The 22,646-nt window shown below is 51.1% G+C and carries 11 protein-coding genes; 2 read left to right on the forward strand and 9 right to left on the reverse strand.

Annotated elements, in window-relative coordinates:
- Positions 1 to 86: 86 nt before the first annotated feature.
- The 4 genes from CRO74_RS31325 to CRO74_RS16005 form a co-directional block, all read right to left on the reverse strand.
- Positions 87 to 281 carry a hypothetical protein gene (locus CRO74_RS31325; RefSeq protein ID WP_144035930.1) on the reverse strand — a complete coding sequence of 65 codons (195 nt, stop codon included), beginning with the start codon at positions 279 to 281 and terminating at the stop codon, positions 87 to 89.
- Between the two features lie 488 nt (positions 282 to 769).
- A complete protein-coding gene (locus CRO74_RS15995; RefSeq protein WP_097127016.1) occupies positions 770 to 3,118 on the reverse strand; it encodes an SdrD B-like domain-containing protein in 2,349 nt (782 codons plus the stop codon).
- A gap of 352 nt (positions 3,119 to 3,470) precedes the next feature.
- Positions 3,471 to 5,195, reverse strand: a complete 1,725-nt coding sequence (locus tag CRO74_RS16000) for a DUF8696 domain-containing protein (protein ID WP_097127017.1) — start codon at positions 5,193 to 5,195, stop codon at positions 3,471 to 3,473.
- 532 nt (positions 5,196 to 5,727) lie between these two features.
- A complete protein-coding gene (locus CRO74_RS16005) occupies positions 5,728 to 8,328 on the reverse strand; it encodes an SdrD B-like domain-containing protein (RefSeq protein ID WP_179830216.1) in 2,601 nt (866 codons plus the stop codon).
- A 784-nt stretch (positions 8,329 to 9,112) separates the two neighbouring features.
- Here CRO74_RS16005 and CRO74_RS16010 point away from each other — a divergent pair.
- Together CRO74_RS16010 and CRO74_RS16015 are read left to right on the forward strand one after the other, a co-directional pair.
- Complete coding sequence (locus tag CRO74_RS16010; RefSeq protein ID WP_097127019.1) at positions 9,113 to 9,979, forward strand: AraC family transcriptional regulator; 867 nt, start codon at positions 9,113 to 9,115, stop codon at positions 9,977 to 9,979.
- Positions 9,980 to 10,103: 124 nt separating this feature from the next.
- On the forward strand, positions 10,104 to 10,871 hold the full coding sequence (locus CRO74_RS16015; RefSeq protein WP_097127020.1) for a nuclear transport factor 2 family protein: 768 nt from the start codon (positions 10,104 to 10,106) through the stop codon (positions 10,869 to 10,871).
- A 9-nt stretch (positions 10,872 to 10,880) separates the two neighbouring features.
- Here the strand turns inward: CRO74_RS16015 and CRO74_RS16020 are convergent, their stop codons facing one another.
- From CRO74_RS16020 to CRO74_RS16040, 5 genes are all read right to left on the reverse strand, one after another.
- Positions 10,881 to 13,691, reverse strand: a complete 2,811-nt coding sequence (locus CRO74_RS16020) for an SdrD B-like domain-containing protein (protein WP_097127021.1) — start codon at positions 13,689 to 13,691, stop codon at positions 10,881 to 10,883.
- A 344-nt stretch (positions 13,692 to 14,035) separates the two neighbouring features.
- Positions 14,036 to 17,200 (reverse strand): SdrD B-like domain-containing protein, encoded by a 3,165-nt coding sequence (locus tag CRO74_RS16025; protein ID WP_097127022.1) that lies wholly within the window; start codon positions 17,198 to 17,200, stop codon positions 14,036 to 14,038.
- Between the two features lie 265 nt (positions 17,201 to 17,465).
- The gene (locus CRO74_RS16030; protein ID WP_097127023.1) at positions 17,466 to 19,049 is read right to left on the reverse strand and encodes a tetratricopeptide repeat protein; all 1,584 of its coding nucleotides are present in this window, start codon (positions 19,047 to 19,049) and stop codon (positions 17,466 to 17,468) included.
- Between the two features lie 52 nt (positions 19,050 to 19,101).
- Positions 19,102 to 20,634 (reverse strand): polysaccharide lyase 6 family protein, encoded by a 1,533-nt coding sequence (locus CRO74_RS16035; RefSeq protein WP_097127024.1) that lies wholly within the window; start codon positions 20,632 to 20,634, stop codon positions 19,102 to 19,104.
- Between the two features lie 242 nt (positions 20,635 to 20,876).
- A complete protein-coding gene (locus CRO74_RS16040; protein ID WP_144035931.1) occupies positions 20,877 to 22,508 on the reverse strand; it encodes a vanadium-dependent haloperoxidase in 1,632 nt (543 codons plus the stop codon).
- Between the last annotated feature and the right edge of the window lie 138 nt (positions 22,509 to 22,646).

A 22,646-nucleotide genomic window follows, 5' to 3' on the forward strand; every position in this document is an offset into this window, starting at 1 on the left:
ATCGTTGCAGGGAGAATGATGAAGGCCTCTGCGGGGCTGAAAAATAAAAGCGGGATACTGCGTTGTGCATGGTCTGGCAATAAGCCTTAAGGGGTAGTTGATGGGTTAAACGTGGATGATGTATCGCCAGATGGCAAACAATGACGTGCATCCCACACCCAACCATGCCGCAGTAGCCGGTAAACGGCCCGCTGACTGGTGAACGACTGAAACCAGGGCGAATACAAGGGTGCCGGATAGCCTTTTTGGAGCGACCCTGACGGATGATAGGAAGTAGTCATTGAGAGCATAATCTGCTAGGAATTTGTACTGTCTGGTGAATACGTATGCACACGAGTTGAGAAAGCCATTTCAGGCTTTGGCAATTGCGTACACGCGACAGTGAATCCTTTGGCAAATGCTATGCTAGATGATACATGTGACGTGGAGATGGGGACAATCAACCGATATATGGAAATAAACGACAATGTCACCTTTACCGATTAGAGGTTAAATAGTGTGTAAAATAATTGGTTGGCAACGTTTACAAAAAACGCACCAACTTAAACGCAGTCTTTCCGGCAGGGTTGATAAGGGACTATTTGCACTCGATTTCTTCAAATTCAGCGGAGAAATAAGACAAATTCTCGTTAGTCGGGCCGGACCGCTAACAAACGCTTTTCAGCCTCGTAGAAGGTAGATAATTACCCCAATGGGAGAGGCTTGACAGAAAAAAGCCCGGCCTCTGAATAGAGGCCGGGCGGATGCAAAACGTACTGATAACGTTAGTTTAGTTCTTTCGCACTATCGATGGGAAGCAGTTCCCATTGGGGCAGGCAAAATTAAATCCAAAATCGTAGGTGTGGTTGTTTGCCCCTGCTTCTTTAGTCGTGATGGTGATCTCTGCATTGGTAGCCACCAGTGTAGCATCGCTGTCGCGGTTATCTTCACCATCCGAAGCTATGTTCGCTGTTGTCAAGCCCAGGCCTGCCAGGGGCGTTTGAGCTGCGGCATTATCAATTGTAACCTTGTAGCTGCTTAACGGACTCAGCCCGGCTATGCTGTAAATCCTGCTGCCCGAGCTTGTTCCTGATCCACTCGAAAAAATGTAGTTCCCGTTGTTATCAGTTGTTGCGGTAGCGAGTGTGGTTCCCGAACCGTCTTTTAACGTTACCGTAACCCCCTCCAGTGCTGGTTCGTCGGGGTCCTGGCGGCCATTGAGATTGGTATCTTTCCAAACAAGGTTGCCAATTTCAATCGATGCCGTTTCACAAACGGCATCCACACCCGTCAGGGCAAATTGCTTTACTTTCGTCAGCGAAATGCCATACGTGGTAACGCCGTCATCGTACCCGATATAGCGGGCTCCGGCCGTAACAATTCCATCCAGCGGATCCGCAAAGCCCGATACCAGTTCTTTGGTACCCGGTAAGATAAAGATGCCACCCGTGTGCAGAAAGGGGTGCGAGGTGGTACGGGCAATCTCCAGAAACCAGTCTCCGCCGGGGCCGCTGGAAATCATTTCCATGTTAGCGTCTGATCCGGCATTTAAACCCGGCATCTTACTCGGCGAATCCTTCGCATTGGATGTTAGCGGACCAGCCACGCCATTGTTTTCCATCGCCATCGTGCCATCTGCTTTCCGGAACGTCCGCAGCATATAGCCCATCTCGACATCACTATCCGTAGAGAAGACTTTCCGATTGGATACACCAATAATTACGGAGCCGTAATCGTCAATGGCAATATCGTTCACGAAGGGTTGTATCTCCCCCGGCCCTCTTCTGTCACCTACGAAGTTATCTTTCCATTTTACATTGGGCCACTTGTTGTAGAACAGTGTACCTCCTTCAATCTGCGATAAGTCGTAGTCCAGCAAGCTTGTCCAGGTACTGGTTGTCAAATCCATTTTAAGGATTTTCAGCCGTAAGTTCGATGCTGTCGATGATCCTGAGGCATCACAAACGCCACCAACGTAGAGCGAACCGGCGTAGACTTCCAGGGCTGATGGGCGAAACCGGCCGTTGGTACAGGTGGCTATATCGGTAGGAATCGTGATTTCGCTAACCGTTAAATTTGTATAGCCACCACCGGGGATGCTGCCAAAAGTAACACCGCTAACATCGAGTTTAACGATTTTACCATTTCCCATATTAACTACATACAGGGTTTTTCCATCATCGGTCAGGTCAACACCGCCTAAGCCATATTCCCCAACATTGTCATTCGAACCAACTGGAGACTGGTTGCCTACGTTGATGGACGGGCTTAAGGAACTCAGTTTAGTCAACAATTTGGAGCCCACATAGGAGTTGCCACTACCGGAATAGTTGGCTACGTAAATAGCTGAAGCCCCATCGGGTGCCGGGGGGAATATGGCAGCCAGGGGGGCCGATACGGTTGAGAAAAACATCAGTTTGTCCCGGCTCCGGGCACCCATGCCCATTGGAATGCCCACGTCAGCATTTTTAATGTCGTCGTTGTGGGGATCAATCGTCTCATCTTCGATGGTTGTTTTACGATCGTCGAAGTAATTCCAGGAAGCTACGGAGTACTCTCCTCCATCTACCACGGCGCAACCCGCTACCACACGAACCGTTTTGTCTCTATCGCAAAGGCCGGTGGTATAGACCCCCAAATTAGCGGTTGAACCTGCTTTTATGAATTGAACGGAGGAGAGAGAGCCCGACCCTTGTGCGCCATCATTGTAGCCACTGGGCAGTGTGAACTCCACCCGATAGGTTGTGCCGGTGGTTAGGCCGGAGAGCGTGTAACTACCCAGCGAACTCGATAGCGTTGTTACCGTACTTGCCACGGCTGTGTTAGTTGCATCGTACGCCTTCACCGTAACGCCCCCAAACCCTACCTCATTGCTCGACTCAAACGCGCCATTGTTGTTTCCATCGAAGAAGACTTTTCCGGTAATGGATTGTCCATACGCACAAAGACTGCTGAAGGTTATGGCCAAGAAAAGCATTAGTTGGTACATAAATCGTTGAACCGGCGGCCTGTGTAACCAGGAAGTTGTCCGGAAGGTCTGCCTGACAGGCTTGTCCGAAAGCTTAGAAGAAACATCACTGCCGGGTTCATTAACGTAGCCAAGCATGGGTGGCCAGCCGATTAGTAAAATTTGCTTCATAATGGTTGATTTAAAAAGACTATCACAGTCACTGTGACAGGCTCCGGTTTTGTGAAAAAGATAAGTACAGGTAATTGTTGATGACTAACCTAAAGGTTAGAATTGAAAGTCAATTTATATGAATATTTTTTCATGTAAATTGACTGGCAATATCCTGATACAGAAAAACTAACAAAGACTATGCTAAATCATCACGTAAATGATTTGCGAGGCTCAATCGGCCTATATTGGTGTATAAACGACAGGTAGAGGCTAAGCCTGACTAGTTGACTAGCGCTTGAGCTTGCCTCTAAATATATATTATGCCTAAAGCTGACGCGTTCAAAATAGCTTAGTTAACAACCTGTTTCGCTTAATTCTTCACGACCGATGTAGGGTAGCAATTGATTGGGGGAGGGATGGACGCGGTAACCGTTACGCAGTTACTGTTTTCTGAACAGGTACCTGTACTACAGATTCCCTTGGCAGTGGCCACGATCCGGTAATAAGTCGTTTGGCTGATAGCAGGCGGGTCGTAGCTCGCGCCTGTTGCCCCGACGATATCCGTAAACCCATCGGTGCAGGAGGTGGTGCTTTTTTGCCATTGTAACGTTATCGGCCCATTGGTCGGGGTCGTGGCCGGGCTAACGACGGTTATGGGCGTTGGGTCACCCTGATTGGCACACACGGTTTGGTCGCCTGTAATAACCGCAGCAGTAACCAGCACGTTGCTGACGTTCACGTTAATGGTGAAATCGCCACAGGTACCCCCCACATTTTTCAGAATAAACTTACCGCAGGCATTCGTTGAGGTGAGTTTAATGGATTTAGAACACTCATCATAGGCCAGACCAACGTTGTCCGGGTCGGCCGACCAGCTACCTTCGCCAATAATACCCTCGCATTTCAGGAGTTCCTGAAGAAATATCTGTTGGTTCAGGTTGTTGCCGCAAAAGGTCTGGTCGATGTTAACCACCGCCGGGCTGGGGCAGCATTCTTTGATAATGGCCAGCGCCTTGGAGCCGCCCGTGCCGCTGGCCGGGTTGGGTACGGCGGTTCCGGTATAGGCCAGCGTGTTGGCATCAAAGGCAGAAATACAATCCTGCGTTGGGTCGCCGGTCAGGTTTGACATGTACAGTTTGTTTGTATCTTCTGACCATATAATACCAATTCCTTGTGAACCGGCACCTGTTATGTTGCTGGGTTGGGATTGGGTAATAAACCCGCCCTGTGCATCATATTTCAGAATATAAGAAAAAGTGCCACCATCGATGGCACTTTTTACCACATAAATGTTCTTTTGATTGTCGCCAACAACACCAAAAACACCCCCATCTGAGTTTGGTGTGAATTTCTCGCCGACATTGATCGTTGCCGATGGTCCTTCTTTAATAATGGGATTGATACAGGTACCATTAGCCAGCGCGGCCTCTAACTGGGCTTTGGTAAAGGCCCATACATTACCTGCGGCTGAAACACCAGGTCCTCTACCCCGGGCGCTGGCATACACCATTTCCGTTTTAGCGTTGTAGGTTAGTCCCCAGAGATTTTGACCGGTTACCGGGACCCCATCCGAACTGTTCAGGCAAACCTGTCCAATTAATTGACCTGTACAAAGGTCGTAGGCCTTTGGCCCTCCATTAGCGTTGATGTAGAAGGTGTTACCAATACTAAATGTATTCTGATTCGTATCATCAACATACAGGTTGAAGGTACTGGTAGGCGTAATGGTGCCATTGGTGCTGAATTGACGGATAAATGATCCGCCAACGCCGGTTTCGCCGATATAGAGCCGCCCATTAATGTCTGTTCCCAGGCCGTGCGGGCTGGGTAGCTCGCTGGCCGGGTAGTTGCCCGGATACCAGGGGTTGCCGCCAACTAAAATTTCTGTCAGGTTACCATTACTTTCTACTTTAAACTTATGCACCTGCTGGGAGCCGGGTTCATTCAGGTAAATGTATTCGTTACAGTTACAAGTAAGGCCAGTACTGGTTACTTGTCCAACGGATTGATACGAAACCAGCAGCGACAGGCCCAGTAACAGAACAAAGGCAGTCACTCCACGTAACCCACTTGTAAGATACACCAGAACGGCCATAAACCTGCTTAGGTAGTTGCGTAGAGCCAGCCAGTCGGATTGGTGTAGAGTAGGGAAAAGTCCTGACCTGTAGGTAGTTGAGTGTTGGTCTACGGAAGGCCTCTGTGACGTTAACAGTCGAAATCGGGATAATACGTTTCGCATGGTTTTGAACGTAATAGTGTACTTGAAGAGGTTTCTGCCAGCAACAGTGTGCAGCACAATTCTTAAAGCAAATGCTATGCTAAATCCTACAGATAAAGTGGAGAAGGGGATAATCAACCGGATTTGGGGATAATCAACGTTTGTGTCTGGTGGTAATCGATATCAAAAGCGTAAAAAAAATCGCCGGTAGCGAATCAATTATCTGTAGTAGTATACAACGGGTTAGCGTTAATAGGACAATATTATCCTATCAGAATAGCTAAGTAGTATGAATGTTCGTAGTTCTGACTAAGCTACACAGTACCAGTTTGTTTAGTACGTTCATTTAAAAGGTACGGCCTTTACAAAAGACCGTACTTGAACAAATAAGAAAAAGGGGCTGACTCGGTTAGTTCTTACTCACCAGGGTCGGGTAGCAGTTGATCAGGGGGCAGGCGATGTGAAAGCCCGCGTCGATGCTGTGATTGACCGAACCTGCCGCTCCCGTAGTGACACTGGCCGAGAGGTAGCCCCCGCTTTTCTGGGCGTTGGAGTCATTGAAGACGTTGGCCGTAGCCGCCGTCGAGAAGGCGATGGTAGCGTTGTAGCGTTCCCCATTGACGGTCAGCACATCGGTGTTGCTGTCGAACTGGTCGCTGGCTCCATCGGTACCGAATCGGACCGAGTAGGTGGTGTTGGGCAGCATAGTGGGGGCGTTTGTGGTGTTGAAGTAGTACTCCCCACTGGCACTGGTGGTGGTCGTAGCTACCAGCGTATTCCCCCTGAAGAGGGCGACCTTGACGTTGGGCAGTGCCCCTTCGTTGGGGTCCTGGATACCGTCTTTGTCGCTATCGATCCATACGCGGTTGCCAATTTCCAGGAAAGTGGGCGTACCACAGGTCAGCTCCACATCACCAATACCGGCAGCTTTTGCAAAAAGGCCGTTGAAAATATTGCCGGAGTAGACCCGGAACGCTGCCGTGAAGTTTCCTGTGAGATTATCTACTTTACGTATTCCTCCGGAGTTACCTACGTCGTTCTCCGGGTCCATTGCCGAGTACACCGTCTCTCCTGAACCGGGCCTGATGGCTAACCCCCCGTTGGAATTCTCAGCATGAACCAATCCACCGCCAGCCAGAAAATTGTCGTCGTAAAACTCGCCAAACCCCGGTCCCTGATTGTTGCCGGGGCCATTGCCTGCAATAGGGCCTACGTTAGCGTTATTTTCCAGTACATAACTTGTTCCGTTGAAAAAGGCACGCAGAATATCGCCCCCGGCCAGATTGGAAAAACCTTTGCCTGTTGCACTTATTTCTCCAGCAGGGCCATAGTTCCTATGGCCTGTTTGTAGGCCAAAACGGTCGGCAAACCCCAGAATCATCGAGCCATCAACATCGAACTCAATATCAGAGAAGATCGGTTCCGGATGAATAACTATATCTCCGTAATCGTCAGGCAGTAGTAGCTGGGCCGGGTTTGTTATGGCGGCTGCTACGGCCCAGTTATCGGTCCAGGGATACCAGCCGGTAATTTCAGGAGTACCAATCCAGGGGAAGCCTTTGGGGTGGGTAAGGGGGAAGTCAAAAACGGGTGTGTTATCAAACGTATTATCGTTCAGGTCATATTGATACACGTAGGCGCGTAGATGGGATTTGTTGCCGTTCGAAGCATCGCAAACAAGGCCTACGTAGGCCTTGTCTTTGTAAAGTTTAAGCGCAAACGGACGGGCATCACCGCCCAAACAACTGGGGTTAGGAATAAGCACCCCCGGAGCTGATGTTGGATTGTTGACGTCAAGCCGGTGCAGTTTTTTCTCCGTCAGGTTAATCACGTACAGCTTTTTTCCATCGGTCGACAGGTCCATACCACCCAAACCAACTTTGCCAACGTTGTTCCAGCCATAGTTGTCGTTACTGGGTTCGGTAAATGCTCCCAGGCCACGAGTCGCATTGCTGGGTGCCGTGCCCAGGTTCACGCCCGGCAACGTAGCCAAGTCAACGAGTTGGGTGGTTGTATTAGTGGTGATGTCGGTTTTGAAAATAGCACCCAGCCCGGCTTTCAGACCCGCATGACGACGCAGAAAAGAGGCTGAATAGATGACATCCGTATAGCGGTCGAAGGCAATGGCCCATACGGATCCTACATCCGGAATTTTAGCCACTGCTGTTTTGCCCGACAGACCATAAGGCATGCTGACAATGGCTGCTTCGTTACTGCTGCCGGGATGATTCGGATCTCCGTTGAGGTAGCAGGGGACCAGAATTTGCGGATTAGCCTGACAGTAGTCGTTGGGGTAGAGTATACCAAAGTCCACGTTGCAACTCGGCGTATTGGCAAACTGTATGCTGGTACGACCGTTGCTGCCGTTGCGCGTCCCCTGTCCGGCATAGGTGGGTAAGGCGGTGAACTCCACCCGCAGGGGATAGCTGCCGGCCTGAAGCGAGGAGATCGAGTAAAGCCCAAAGACATCGGTCGTGGCTGTTCCAACCAATGCCCCCGTGCGGTCGTAGGCATTAACAACAACCCCTGGTACCCCCGAGGTTTCTCCGCTATCTTTCACTCCATCGGCATTGAAGTCGTTAAAGACCATACCGCCCAGGTTATTTCCCCCACAGGCTGTTGGCGGGCAGGCCGCTGGCAGAGGAACGCCCGCGCTCACAGCCGAGCAGCCGTTGTTGGCGCTGAAAGCAGCAGACACCGTTAGGCCCGAGACTGTAGTGGCCAGATTGACCTCAAAGGCTACCACCTGGGGCGAAACAATGGTGCCATTTCCTCCCACACTGGAGTAAGCGCCCGGATCGATGGTACGGGTCTGACCCGCATAGGTCACCGTCATGGCATCGGAGGGATCGTTAGCGGTTGGGCTGACAGTGGCGTTGCTCCAGGTAACTTCCACGCTAACGGTAGCTTTGGATCCGCTGTTCTGGTAGCAACCCGACACGGTAGGTTTGAGGGTGATTGAACAGCTTTGGGCATGAGCCTGCCCACCCAGCCCCCAGGATGACAGCAAGAGAAGCCCCAATAGAGGACCGCCCCATCCTACCAACCCAATCGTGCTAATTGGCCGTTGGTGGGACGGAAGTTGTTGATGGGGGAGCGCATGCGTAGAAGTCTGTCTTTGACCGGGTCCTGAACCAGAACGTATCGATTGCATCATGTTTATAAACGTATCGTTGACTATTGGTTGATTGCTATCCGTTTATAGTGCCGAAAAAATGAAACACAAAAAATCATACGTTCTCCTGTGGCCTGGTAGCCGGAGAAATTATGATTTAACAGGTCAACAAATTTCCCTATTGGCTTACTCAATGGGAACCGGGAAGGTAGGTGGGGCTGGATGAAGATCTACCAGCAAAGACTATGCAAAAGGTAGGGATACTAGGCGTCTGGGTGACAATCGACTTACATTGATTGACAATCGACAAGTATGCATAATGGTAATATGTATATATATAATACAATAAGGATACTATAGTTTTACCACAAATACTATGCCGTAGTTATTAGTACTGCTAGAGTGAAATTAGTAGCCAATTCTTTGAAAAAGGTAATAACATACTTGGCTCTATTCATAAGTAAGCCTTAAAACAGACCTGTGCTTTTTTGCTTTTCAGGCTAAGGCCTCCCGAAAAGGTTGCTTACCACAAGGCACCTGGTAGTATCGCTCAGGCCTCTTATCCAATCTCTGTTCTCAGGTGGCGTTCATCGCCCTTTAAGGAGGTAATTAGTCTATAGTTCCCGCTTATAGATAGACCCCATTTTGGAAGCATCCCAAGCCGTTTTTAGGCGTAGTCATGAAAGCAGACATCAAGCAATACCCATTCAAAAAAAGCCTCACGCAGGAGTTTGAGATTGTTGACCTAAGCGAACTGCGTCGTACGTCCGGGCCTATTATATCCGTACCGCACCGAGCCGAATTTTACCATATCATTTGGTTTCAAAGCGGTACACCCACCCATCTGGTTGACTTTAATCCGGTTGCGATAAAGCCCGATTCTATTCTCTTTCTGAATAAAAACGTGGTACATTGTTTCGACCCTGACGCTTCTTTTTCCGGAAAGGCAATTCTGTTTACTGACCGTTTTTACTATCAGTCGGATGCAGATTTTAAGTATTTACGCAACAGTATCTTATTCAATGATCTGTTTTCGATTTCGCTGGTAGAGGCATCCGGCAGCACGCAATTACTTGCGGATTTGCTCACGCTACTGCACATTGAATACGAGACCGTCCGGGATTCGTTTCAGGCCCCGATCCTGAAAAACTACCTCCACAATTTTCTGATGCTGACCGAGCGTCAACGACGCAAACAAAACTTTACGGAAATAAAGCCGTCTCCTGATCTTGATTACGTTCTGCTATTCAGGGATTTGCTGGACGAGCAGTTCAGAGAGCAAAAACAGGTAGGGTATTATACACGTCAGTTGAGTGTTGCAGAAAAACGGCTGAACACGGCTACTAAACATGTACTGGGAAAAACAGCCAAAGAACTAATCAATGACCGCGTACTGCTTGAAGCCAAACGCCTGCTTGTCAATTCATTCATGTCCATCAAAGAAATAGCCTACGAGCTAGGGTTTGATGAACCCGGCAATTTCATTAAGTACTTCAGGAAGTATACGTCGCTTACCCCTACTGAATTTAAAGAGAACGTACTGTAGAGGCAACTACCATCTCCCTGGATCAACAGCCCGTCGGCGTGAAATTACCCTAGAAAGGAGCTTTTTTACATTTCCCGACTTTGCCGGTCGCTCTACTTTTGTATCCACTCATAACCCCAATGCCATGGAACTTACAAACAAACAAAAAGCAGTTGCCGTGATCGAGAGCCTTCAGACGGGGGCACAGGAACCGGTAGGATACATCAATCCGTATAAATACATACAGCACAACCTGGGGGTTGGCGATGGGCTGGCAGGCTTTGGTGACGTGTTGGCCAATGCACCCGCCGAAGGATTTAAAGCTGACGTACTCAGGGCTTTTCAGGATGGCGAATACGTTTTTTTACATACCCGATACGACTTCTTCGGGCCTAAAGCGGGGTTTGATGTGTTTCGTTTTGAAGCGGGTAAAATCGTTGAACACTGGGATAATCTCGCCGAAATTACCCCGCCCAATCCAAGCGGACGAACGCAGTTTGACGGAGAAACGCAACTCGCCGATACCGACAAAACCGAAGAAAACAAGCAGATTGTATCCGGGTTTGTAAACGACGTTTTAAAGGACGGGAAAACAGAAAAACTCACTGCCTATATCAATCCTGACAAGTACCTGCAGCACAATTTCGGAGTAGCCGATGGATTGGATGGTTTGGGTGCTGCGCTGGACTATTTTGCCAGCAACGGGCTGGTGATGAATTACGACAAAGTACACAACGTACTTGGCGAAGGTAATTTCGTATTGACCCTAAGTGAAGGTAAATTCGGAAAGGGCGAACACGTAGCCTTTTATGATTTGTTCCGTCTGGAAAGTGGCCAAATCGTCGAACATTGGGATATAATAGAACCCATTCCGCCCGTAGAGAACCATAAAAATAGCAACGGCAAATTCTGAAGGTAAAGCCTAATTCCTGCTCACCAGCGTCGGGTAGCAGTTGATCAGGGGGCAGGCTACATAAAAGCCCGCGTCGATGCTGTGATTGACCGACCCTGCCGCTCCCGTAGTGACACTGGCCGAGAGGTAGCCCCCGCTTTTCTGGGCGTTGGAGTCGTTGAGGGTGCTGGCCGTGGGAGCCGACGAAAAGGCTTTTGTGGCGTTGTAGCGTTCCCCATTGACGGTCAGCACATCGGTGTTGCTGTCGAATTGGTCGCTGGCTCCATCGGTACCGAATCGGACCGAGTAGGTGGTGTTGGGCAGCAGGGTGGGGGCATTGGTAGTGTTGAAGTAGTACTCCCCACTGGCACTGGAGGTGGTATTAGCTACCAGTGTATTCCCCCTGAATAAGGCTACTTTAACGTTGGCCAGGGGCAGCTCGCAGGGGTCCTGGATACCGTCTTTATCAGAGTCGATCCAAAGCCGGTTGCCAATTTCCAGGTAGGTGGGTATGTCGCAGGTGAGTACGGCATCGCCCAGACCAGCGGCTTTGCCAAATGTGATTCTATTATCAGAAATAGTGTTGTAGATCATGAACGAACTGCTTAACTGCCCTGTCGCGTTGCTCAATCGCCGGACACCTCCAGCCCAGATGTAATCATTGAACACCCCACCTGGTGGTACATCAATGGGGTCCATAGCGGGTACAACCACCTCGCCACTGCCCGGCAATAGGGCCAAACCACCCGTTGAATTCTCAGCGTGCGCGAGTGAACCTGCCACAAAAAGATTGTCATTGTAAAATTCGCCGAACCCAGGACCCTGGTTATTATTCAGACCGAAGCCTGTTGTTGGGCCTGCCTTGGCATTGTTTTCCAGTAGAAAAGAGCCACCTACAGAGTAGGCCCGCAACACATCACCGCCAACAAAGTTATAATGAGAACCCGTGCCGGATGGGGATGGATCAAGCCAACCTACCTGCATGGATGTTCTATCTACAAATGAGAGAACCATCGAGCCATCAATATCAAATTCAACGGCCGATAGAATTGGTTCAGGATAAATGATGTCTGAAGCTAAATTGCCGAGTTTGGTAGCCCAGTCATCGGTCCATGGGTACCAGCCGGTTCGGGAATTGTATGCCGGGTCGCCACTAGGCGTAGGAGACCCTTTGGGATAGGTCAGGGGAAAATCAAAAATGGTGGTTACCTGATTGGTCGTTTCATTTCGTTCTTTAATGTAGGCTCGCAGATCCGATTTAGACTGCGATGTACTGGCATCACAAACAAAACCCGCGTAGAGTTTACGTTTGTAGACTTTCACGGCCCAAATGTGCAGGTTACCGCCGGTACAGGAGATGTCTGATCCAAGATCATAACTTTTTACATTGGCCGCAGTGGGCAGCGTTCCACTGGTGTTATAAGCCGTAATATCAATGGCATATACCTTATTGTCGAAAAGGTTGGCCAAAAACAGTACGTTGCCATCCTCCGATACGTCAATCCCTCCAATGCCGCGTCGACCAATGGCTGCATAGCCCTCAGCATCAGTGCTGGGTTGCGAGGGGTCTACGTTGAGACCACGGGTCGCATTGGTCGCCACACTGCCAACATTGATGCCCAATGTACTTACATCAACGAAATTGGTAAATGTAAATGAGCTTCCCCCGGCAGGTGGGGTTGTGAAGTCAGCCACATAGATACCGCCTATACCCAGTGGCCCCAGTCCCGCGTGCCGTCGAATTGTTGCGGACGTAAATACCTTTTTGGTGAATTTGTTATAGGCTGTCCCCCAGGTGGCACCAATCTGACTTGCTGGCGCATGGGCCATGAGGGCCGGGTTCTTCAGGCCACTAGCGGTATAATCGAATGAAACAATGCCATCCATCTGCCCTGCTGGTGAGTTAACGGGTAGGGGGTCGCCATGCACATAACAGGGAATGATGAGTTTAGGATTGCTCTGGCAGTAGTCGCTGTTATCCAGAATACCTAAATCTACGTTACAAGTAGCGGTATTGACAAACTGCACGGTTGTACGGCCATTCGTGCCATTGGGCGTACCCATTCCGGCATAGGAAGGTAGATTGGTAAATTCCACCCGAATCGGGTAACTCAGGGACCCCGTAAACGCGTAGATACCGAAGGCATCGGTGATAGTGGTGCCCACCCTATTGCCGTTGCAGTCGTAGGCCTTGACCTCCACACCCGACACCCCCGTCGTTTCACCGGGGTCCTTGAGGCCATCGGCGTCGAAGTCGTTGAAGACTGTGCCGCCGGTCTGGCCTGTGGCACAAACCGTGGGTGGGCAGGCGGGCGGTAAGTTTATTCCACTACTCACGCCCGTGCAGGTGGGAACGGCCGTAGAAGTAGCCGTAATGAGTTGGCCCGATGCTGTGGCAGAAAGGTCTACTTCAAAGGATACAACTTGTGGACTCACGATAGTACCGTCGCTGCCAAAGCTGGTGTAAGGCCCTGGATTAATGATACGGGTCAAGCCCGCATAGGAGACGGTGATGGCATCGGAGGCATCGTTGGCGGTTGGGCTGACAGTAGCGTTGCTCCAGGTAACTTCCACGCTAACGGTAGCTTTGGAGCCACTATTCTGGTAACAACCCGACACGGTGGGTTTGAGGGTGATCGAACAGCTTTGAGCGTAGGCCTGCCCGCCGGGTCCCCATAAGGGCAGCACCAGCAGTAGAAACAGGGCGGCTGTCAGCCCGGCGTGCCGAATGGGGCCGAGTAGAGGGTTAACCCGCCACTGAAGGGAAAGAATCTCTTGGTGCAAAGAGCTGATAGCGTGTTTTTGTGCTACTAGCGAATCAGGTTGTCGGCGTGGCTCCATAGACAAAGAGGGTAAGCAATCGGTGGCGTTCAGGTTAACCGGCAGGTGTATGTACTGCTTGTCAAGTAACTAAAATTATGATTTAGTATGTTTGTGGCGTCTGGTTAGTAACTTTTATCAAATACTGTGCTAGAAATAAGAGAACGGTCGCTTAAGTGATAATCGACTTGTATAAGTGTATGATCGACGGAGTTTTGGAGGTATTCGTCCGTTTGTCGCTACTGGTTGATCGTTGCTACTGTAGGTCTTATTTAAACAAGCCACCTATAATCAGTCAGCCCGGCGACCTTTGGTTAAAGGGTGCCGGGCTGACTGATTATATCAAATGTGATTATCCTGTAATTCTAGTTTTTACTGATCGTGGTAGGAAAGCAGTTTGGCGACGGACATGCGCAACTCACTGGAGCGGTATACTGCGCATCATCGCTGCCGCAACCGGGCAGGGTGACCGTCAGCGTATGCACCGTTCCGTCCGAGGTTAAGCCCGGTAGGGTGAATGGTACATCTGTATCCGTCGCTTTAATGGTTATCGTTGTCGCTATCGTACCATCCGTAATGGTCGCCGTACCAGCTACCGCGTTCGACAAGGTGATCGTACCCGTTACGGTATACAGGTTAGTGGCCTGTACGCATTCACCACGTGTGGCTGAAACGCCGATGGTACATGCAGGAGGTGGTGGCGTACAGGAATTTGGCGCATTGTAGGTTGTGTTGTCCGTATCGCAACCGGGCAAATCAACGCTGATCGTATGCTGCGCCCCGTTGGAGGTTAAGCCCGCCAGGGTAAACGGAACCGACGTGGCTCCGGGAGCGATGGTGACGGTTGTCGTTATCGTACCATCTGTAATGGTAGCGTTACCACCGGCGGTTGCATTGACCAGCGTAAGGGTGCCCGTTACGTCATATTTGTTAGTAGATGGATCGCAGTCTAAGGGGTTAGCATCGATTGTAATGCTACATACACCCGGTTGTGCGCAGGATGGCGGTGCCTGATAGGTCGCGTTGTCTGTTGCACAACCCGCCAGCGTGGCAATAACCGTGTGCGTAGCTCCATCGGAGGCTAATCCGGTTAAGGTGAAATTAGCCGATGTGGCTCCCGCAGCTACGACCACCGTTGTGGTTTTCGTACCATCCGAAATGGTCATGGTACCAGGCGAGACGGTGGTAAAGTTTACCGTACCCGTAATTGAATATTTATTCGTGGCAGGGTCGCAATTACCCCTTTGGACGGTAATATCCATTAAGCAGGTAGCGGCATTAAAACCAATATCGAAAGAGTGATTGTTGGCACCGGCCGCTCCGGTAGTGACCGCTATTTCGGCATTGGACCCAACCAGGCCGGCATCGCTGTCGCGAAGGTCTTCCGTGTTTGTGGTCAAATCCTTCGTTGTCAGGCTCAGTCCTTTCAGAGGTGTTTGCCCCGTTGGATTATCCACCGTTACCTTGTATGTCGTTAAAGGCTGTAAGTTAACTCCGTATTTAAAGTTAGCGGTAGATGTACCCGTAGCGTTCGAGAAGATGTAGTTCCCATTAGCATCCGTTACAGCTGTAGTTATAAGGGTACCCGTACTACTTTTCAAGGAAACCGTTACCCCGGCTATGCCTGGCTCATTAGGATCCTGACGGCCATCGCTGTTGAGATCCTTCCAGACAAGGTTACCAATCTCCAGACTGGACACTTCACATACCGATTCCGCGCCCGTTAAAGCAAAGGCTTTGGCATCTGTCAGCGAAATACCGCCGGTTGTAACGCCATCATCATAGCCGATGTAGCGGGCCCCTGCGTTACCATTGCCATCGAGTGGATCCGAAAAGCCGGCCACCAATTCTTTTGTACCGGGCAAAATATACACCCCACCGGTGTGCAGATATGGGTGCGACGTGGTACGGCCAATCTCCAGGAACCAGTCCCCACCAGGGCCATCGGCAAGCATGGGTAAATCGTTGTCATTCAGACCGGGCGATTTTGATGGAGAGGTTTTGGCCGCCGATGTTAAAGGGCCTGCCTTGCCCGCGCTTTCCATGGCCATGGTACCGTCTGCCTTACGGAAGGTTCGGAGCATATACCCCATGTCGCGTTTCGTTTCGGTTGAGAAAACTTTCCGGTTGGATATACCAATAATGACCGAGCCATAATCGTCGATGGCAATATCATTCACGAATGGCTGTATCTCGCCCGCCGATGATTCGTCCCCTGTAAACGAATTGCTCCATTTTACGTTAGGCCAGCCGGTTTCCCGCAGGGTTCCGCCTTTATTACCCGACATGGCATAGTCCAGTATGGTAGTCCAGGCATTGGTTGTCAGATTCATTTTCAGAATTTTCAGCCGTACGTTTGCATTGGTCGACGTAGCGGCATCGCAAACCCCGCCGAGGTAAAGCGAACCGCCATAGACTTCCAGCGCTGAGGGGCGGAATCGGCCACCGGTACAACTGGCACCCGCCGGCATAGCGATCTCACTGGTTGTTAAACTTGGGTATCCACCGGCGGGTATGCTGGCGTACACCACTGAGCTTATATCTACTTTTACGATGGTTCCTTTACCCATATTAACCACATACAGCGTCTTGCCATCTTCGGTCAGGTCCAGACCACCTAACCCCAGCTCACCTATGTTATTGCCACCACCAGCTATTGGAAACTGGTTGGTTACGTTGATTGAACTGAGTTTGGTTAATAGTTTAAACCCTTTGTATGTATTACCGGCACCTGAATAGTCTGCTACGTAAATAGCCGATTTTCCGTCCGGAGCTGGTGGATAGATGGTGGTTTCGGGTGCCGAAACGGTCGAGAAAAACATCAGCTTATCTTTCGCCCGTGCCCCCATACCCATTGGAATCCCCGATTTCGTATTGTCTTTGATGTCATCGGCGTGTGGGTTAACCTCTTCATCCTCTACCGTTGTTTTACGATCTGCTGTATAATCCCAGGAAGCCACTGAAACGATGCTCCCGTTAACGGCCGCGCAACCCGCTACCACCCGAACGGTTTTATCGGGATCGCAGACCCCCGGAACATATACCCCCAGATCCGCTGTGGAGCCGGGTTTTACAAACTGAATGGAGGTACTCGACTTCGAACCCTTGGCACCGTCGTTATAGCCACTCGGTAGGGTAAACTCAATCCGATAGGTGGTACCGGAGGTCAGACCACTGAGGGTATAGCCACCAAGACCACCGGTAAGGTTGGTTGTAGCGGTCGACTTTACCGTGTTCGTGGCATCGTATGCCTTAACGGTGACGCCCCCGAAGCCTACTTCTTTCGAAGACGTATAAGCACCATCATTGTTACCGTCGAAATAAACAACACTGGTAATGGTTGTTTGGGCGCTGGCACTGAGGCTAAACAGGAGTAGAGACAGCACAAGCAGAGCCAGCGTTATGGGCTGGCTGCTGTTTCTGTTGGTTGCCTGTTGAGCAGACCGGAGCCGCAAACTCTGTCTAGGCAACAGTTGTATGGACCGCTTTGACAATAGCCTCGCCATACTAAGGTGTACAAGTTGCTTCATAATGAATGATTCGAAAAACGATCTGGAGGATTCTATCAAAAGCCACTTGGCATTCTGTAAGCCGCACAAGATGGCGTCACACAAAAAGTTTCAGTAACCGCATATGCGTGACATAAGGCTTGAGTGCAAATGCCGTGCTAAAATGATAGTCGAGTAATGGATTTGGGGATAATCTGCTTAGAAAAGGAGATGAATGATTAATGTTAGAAATCGGCGGGTGGGTTTTGAGGGCAAATGAGGCCGCTCACTGATCAGTTAAAATCAATTACAACTGACGGGCGATTCTGATTTTGTCTAGAATGACGGGGCTATTGGGCCGTTTCTGAAGAGCCTTCTCCAATACCTGTAACGCATTACCTCCGTCGCGACGGCGTAGGAAAAAGTCGCCTATGTGCTCAAAAACCGGGCAGACCAGGCGTGGCGGTTCCTGATAGCCAATGGACTTTTCGAGCCGTAAGGCCTGAAAAAAAGCGGTCTGATCGAGTGGTTTGGCCGGGTCGATGTTACTGATCCAGCCCGCCAGTTCGGCCTGGGCAATCGTCAGGATTTCCTGTGCCCGTTTAACGCGTTCCTGCTCCGGCGACTGGTTGAGCTGCTGTTGCCGGGTATACAATACCTGCCGTGCATTTTCCAGAATGTCCAGTTGAGCGTCGATCCCCGTTGGCTGAGATTCGCTGAGTTGGAGCATGGCGAGGCAATACGCCCGCAGCCCTTCCTGAAACTGGCGGGCTGTGGCGTTGGTAAAGGGGCGGGCCGCCAGGTAATCGACCGCTTCCTGCCACTGGCCAAACCGCATATACACCAGCGCGGGCATCACCTGCCCTTCATACATAATCATGAGCATCCCGGACGACTGGCTGCGTTCGGGGTCGGTGGTTACGCCGGCATACAAATTAGCTACTTCCAGTGCTTTTTTCTGGTTGCCCGTCTCGGCCAGGGCTACGGCCCAGTAGTGCAGGTTGTGCAGGTAATTGTCGTTATTGAGATACGGGATTTTCTGGCTCTTGTGGTAGGTTTCGTCCTGCTTGTGGGCCTGTTCAAACACACTGGCCGCCTTTTGGTATTGCCCTTGCAGGAAGTACAGATGCCCCGGCATGTGCACCGTATGCGATACCCCTCCCGCCAGTTGGCTCAGCGTAGTCGCGTAGGGTATAGCCTCGGCAAAGGCGGGACTAAGCTCCATAATGTGGATGTAATAGTGCATCAGGCCAGTATGGGTCGGAAATTGCCGAAGGGCTGTTTCGGTAATTGTCCGGCTCTCGGCCCAGTCGCTGTCGGAGCCGAAACGCAGCATAATGGCCGCAAAGGCGATGGCTTCGGGGTCGTCCGGGTAGGTCTGGTACAGTTTTCGAAACAGGGGTAAGGATGCCTGTAAACCGTTATCTGCCAGTGATTGGGCGGTCTGAATAAATTGTTTTTCTTTCGGTGAGGCCGGTAAGCGGAGGGCTTTGTTGAGGGCTGTCTGACGCTGGCGCAGGGCTTCGGTGCGAGTGCCGGGCAAAGCCATTACCATACCCCAGTACGACATCGCACAGGTACTATCCTGCTTACTTGCCTGCACAAAGGCCCGGTAGGCCTCGAAGTACATGAAATCATGGAGCAGGTTTAGTCCCTGATTGAACCAGCGTTGCGCTTCTTTGCTCGTGGTGGTAATGCGCATCTGGCTATTGCCAACGTTGGTGATCCACTGTGGGGGCGGCAGTGTGGCTATATAGTCGGCTTCGACCGATACATTCCCGGTACAAAGCGGAACCTGCGTTGGGCCTTCGGCCGTCTGCGCTGGTTTTTTAGCCGTGCAGGCTACCAGCAGAAAAACGATCCAGAGGGTAGAAGCTATAACTCGTTTCACGACGGGCGGGGTGGTTGAAAAATGGGTAATGCCAGCATGCCAGCGTTGGTCTTTATTTGACGAGGCAGGAGCACGAAAGATTCATCCAATTGGGGCCTACATCCATTGGCGACAACCGAAATGATCGTTGCGCCTGCGCCGTGGTGTGTTCAAAAGCACCCACATCTGGAAGGGCGTCGCGCGTGCGCCCTTCCAGATCAACGGCCGTTGTTGCCAGGTAAGCCGATGTTCCCTGGCTGAGAATGGGACTGGTGGCCGCTGGCCGATAGAGGGTACCCGTTCCCGTTAAGGCATCCGTGGTTGTCTGGGTAAACCCGCTCATGGTCGTCGTTGACCCAACGTAAAAATTGGTCAGGTACGATTTACCAATGGGGGCATCTTCTTCATATACCGCGAGGGTATTTGGCGAACCGGCACCTTTAATGTTATAAATGAGGTTGTTGGCCAGGGTCAGGTTAAGGGGCTGCGCATAGGGCGTTGAGCGCTTGGCTCCCACCCAGATGCCAGGCCCATTGCAGTTGACAATGGTGTTGAAGGCAATGAGCGCGTTCTTAACCTGGTAATACCCGTTCAGAGCGGTACCCACCTGCCCATCCATGACCACAATGGGGGCACGCAGGTTGCTGTTGGTGCCGCCTTCCAGCTCTTCCATGTAATTGTTAATGACCACATGATCTTCGCCAATGACCCGAATGCCGCCCGACAGACCCCGCCCGGTCTTGCCATAAAAGTAATTGCCTTCAACCCGGCACCGATTTCCATGCCGTAAGCACATGTGTCCATCGTTGCCGATGAACGTATTGTACCGATAGATGTTGTCGCAGGATTTGTTGGTAACCACTTCTACTTCCCGCTCGTTGTTCTGAAACAGGTTGTATTCAACGACATTGAAGCCCGGTGAAAAGGAACTGCCGCTGTCGCCCACCCGAATACTCTCGCCATCGTTGGAGCCGGGCATGGTTCGATAGTCGAACTGATTGTGATGAATCCGGTGGTAGCTGGACGGAGAGGGGTCGCCTGGGGAAAGGCCCGTTTTGTTATAAATAACCACTATCGTACTGCCCGAATTCGTCTTGCCCTTGAAGAAACAGTTACGGACCTCATTATACGTGCCATAGAGCGTTACCCATTTGTAATCGGTGAGGGGATCGGCCGGGTTATAGTTTTGAATAAAGCAATTGGTTAGTATGGAGTGGTTTGTGTTATGGTCGGTTCCGCTCGTTGTTTTGCGAAACTGAATAAGATCCTTTCCATCGGCAAGCGTGCTCGGCCCTTCAAAACGAAGGCCATCAACCACCAGATAGGTGCCGCCAATAAAAAGCTGCGATGCGCCCGTCAGCATGACGTTGCCAGGGATTTGGGCGGTCAGGACAATGGGTTTGGTGGCTGTGCCAAGCGCTGCTGGGGCAAATACCAGCACAGCATCGGTCCAGACGCCATTTTGCAGTTTGATCGTGTCGCCCGGTTGAACCTTGGGCATCTGTTGGTTAAACTGAGCAACCGTTCTGACAAGGACCGATGTTCCTTGGGCAACTAGTGTTGCAACCATACAGCCTGCCAGAAAAACCACCTTAATGTATTTCATAAATAATGCCCTTTGGTTGTCGGTACCTGCAAACCAGCAGGCTATCGGATCGCATACGCGTCATGGAAACGGGGCAAGCCTTTGCCATGTCATATAACCTGACCTGTGATTTATGGAGCAATAGGTATGCCAGACTATAAAATTGACCAGTCCTGAATCCATACTCCGCCCACTATCCTGTAGCCAATACCAGCAAACACTCGGTTAGCGCGATAAGCGAACGTTGACCAATCTGGGATGGCTCATTTCCAGTGTAACCTGTTGATGTGTTGCCCGATTTTGCGGCCTTCGACCAGCCCCACTTCATTGTCGTAGCGGGTATGAATGCCGCCCATCAGCCGGGATTCGGCACATTCGTGGGCGGCTTCCCAAAATGAGGTATACGAGCGGGGTGTAAACAGGGCCTGCTTATACTCGTCTTGCTGCGAGGTGTACCATTTGGGAGCACGACCGGCATGGGTGTTGTCAGTAAATGAAAAGTGGTCGCCGTAGAGGTCGGTCAGCACAGTAGCCATAGCGGCCGATTGAGTGGCGTGTCCCGAAAAAAACGACGGAAACGGCGGCTCCGGAAAAAACGGAAGCCACCACCCGCCCTCCTCGAAAGACGGGGTATCCGGATGCTGAATAACGGCCCGAATGAACGTCGATGGGCGTTCGACCAGGTAAGCAAATTTGGTTTTCCAGCAAACAATAAAGGCATCGGCTACGGCCATGCCCACCCGGCAATAGGTCAGGGCCGCTTTTATCAGGCTGGCATCAGTTTTCCGAATCGCTGCCGTGGCCAGGTTGTACGAATGGCCCGGTGGCGAGCAGGTTTCGTTGGGGTCGTCGCCCCACCACAACACCGTTTCCCGCTCGGCTTCGGTCAGGGTTCGGCTGCGCAACCACACCAATTTATATTCCTGGTAATACGCGCTGGCCGAGTCGGTTGAGTACGGTAGTGGCCTGACCAGGGGCAGTTGGCCATTGAGCGGGGCAAAGGTGCGGTTCTGGCCCCAGGTGGGGTGCATCGGAATTTTTGTCTTCGTTTGCCCAATCAGCGGGGGAGTCCATAAGCCAGTACCCGCAGGCAGTATGTAGTCTTTCGGGAATATTTGGGTATGGCCATCATAGCCTCCGTCGGACAGCGACCATCGATAGATCTTCTCGGCCACTGCCCGCCCATAAGCCTCCGAGCGTTTAACGACATCGGGCGGGTTTTGCGCTGCATACACATTGTGGATAGCCGTGGCCAGCGAATCAATACGCTGCAATTTATTGGTGTAGCCATATAATGCCCTGAGCATATAGGCCTGTCCGGCGTTCAGGGCCAGTTCGGGGCAATAGCGTTGGCTTGCAACAGGGGTTGGCAGCACCAGCGTATCGCAGAGTTGCCGCGCAATAGACCGGTAGCCCGGCGTGCATCTCACCACGGTTTCATACATGGTAATGCCCAGGTACCCCAACGCCCGCGACCCATAGGTAGGTGTATTTTTAGGAGCCGTTTTCATGGTTTGCACGGTAAGGTCTGCCCAGGCGGTGGCAACGGCGGCACTCGGCGAGCCACCTTTCTGAGTGCGTGTTCCATTGGTAGCACCTTGCGCCGGGGCTGTACAGAGTATTCCCTGTCCCATAACCAGGAACAACACCCACCCTACCGCCCGCCGGTTGGCCGGGTTTGAGTGGGATGGAACGATAGGCCTGCCCTCATAAACCCGGTTTCTGATTGGCAGCACCGCGAGTACCCGCCGGCACAGGTGCGAAAGGGCCAGCGCGAGCCAGACCGTTACACGACGAAAGCCGATCCACGTTTTTTGGTAAAAAGGCTGATTTGGGTTGGTAGCGTGGCCCGTGGCGGGCTGGCTTCTACCTAAAGCTGAATACAGGCGTTTCATAGCGGGTTCTTTACCGGCTGTGTCTGTAGCATCTTCAGAAAAAACTGCTGTGATAACCCAGTCATCTGATGCTGTAGCCAGCAATTATTGAGATCGAAGCAAAAACTGTGAAAGAAAGGTAACTATTAGGCTAATAGG

Source organism: Spirosoma fluviale, assembly GCF_900230225.1.
Classification (GTDB): Bacteria; Bacteroidota; Bacteroidia; order Cytophagales; family Spirosomataceae; genus Spirosoma; species Spirosoma fluviale.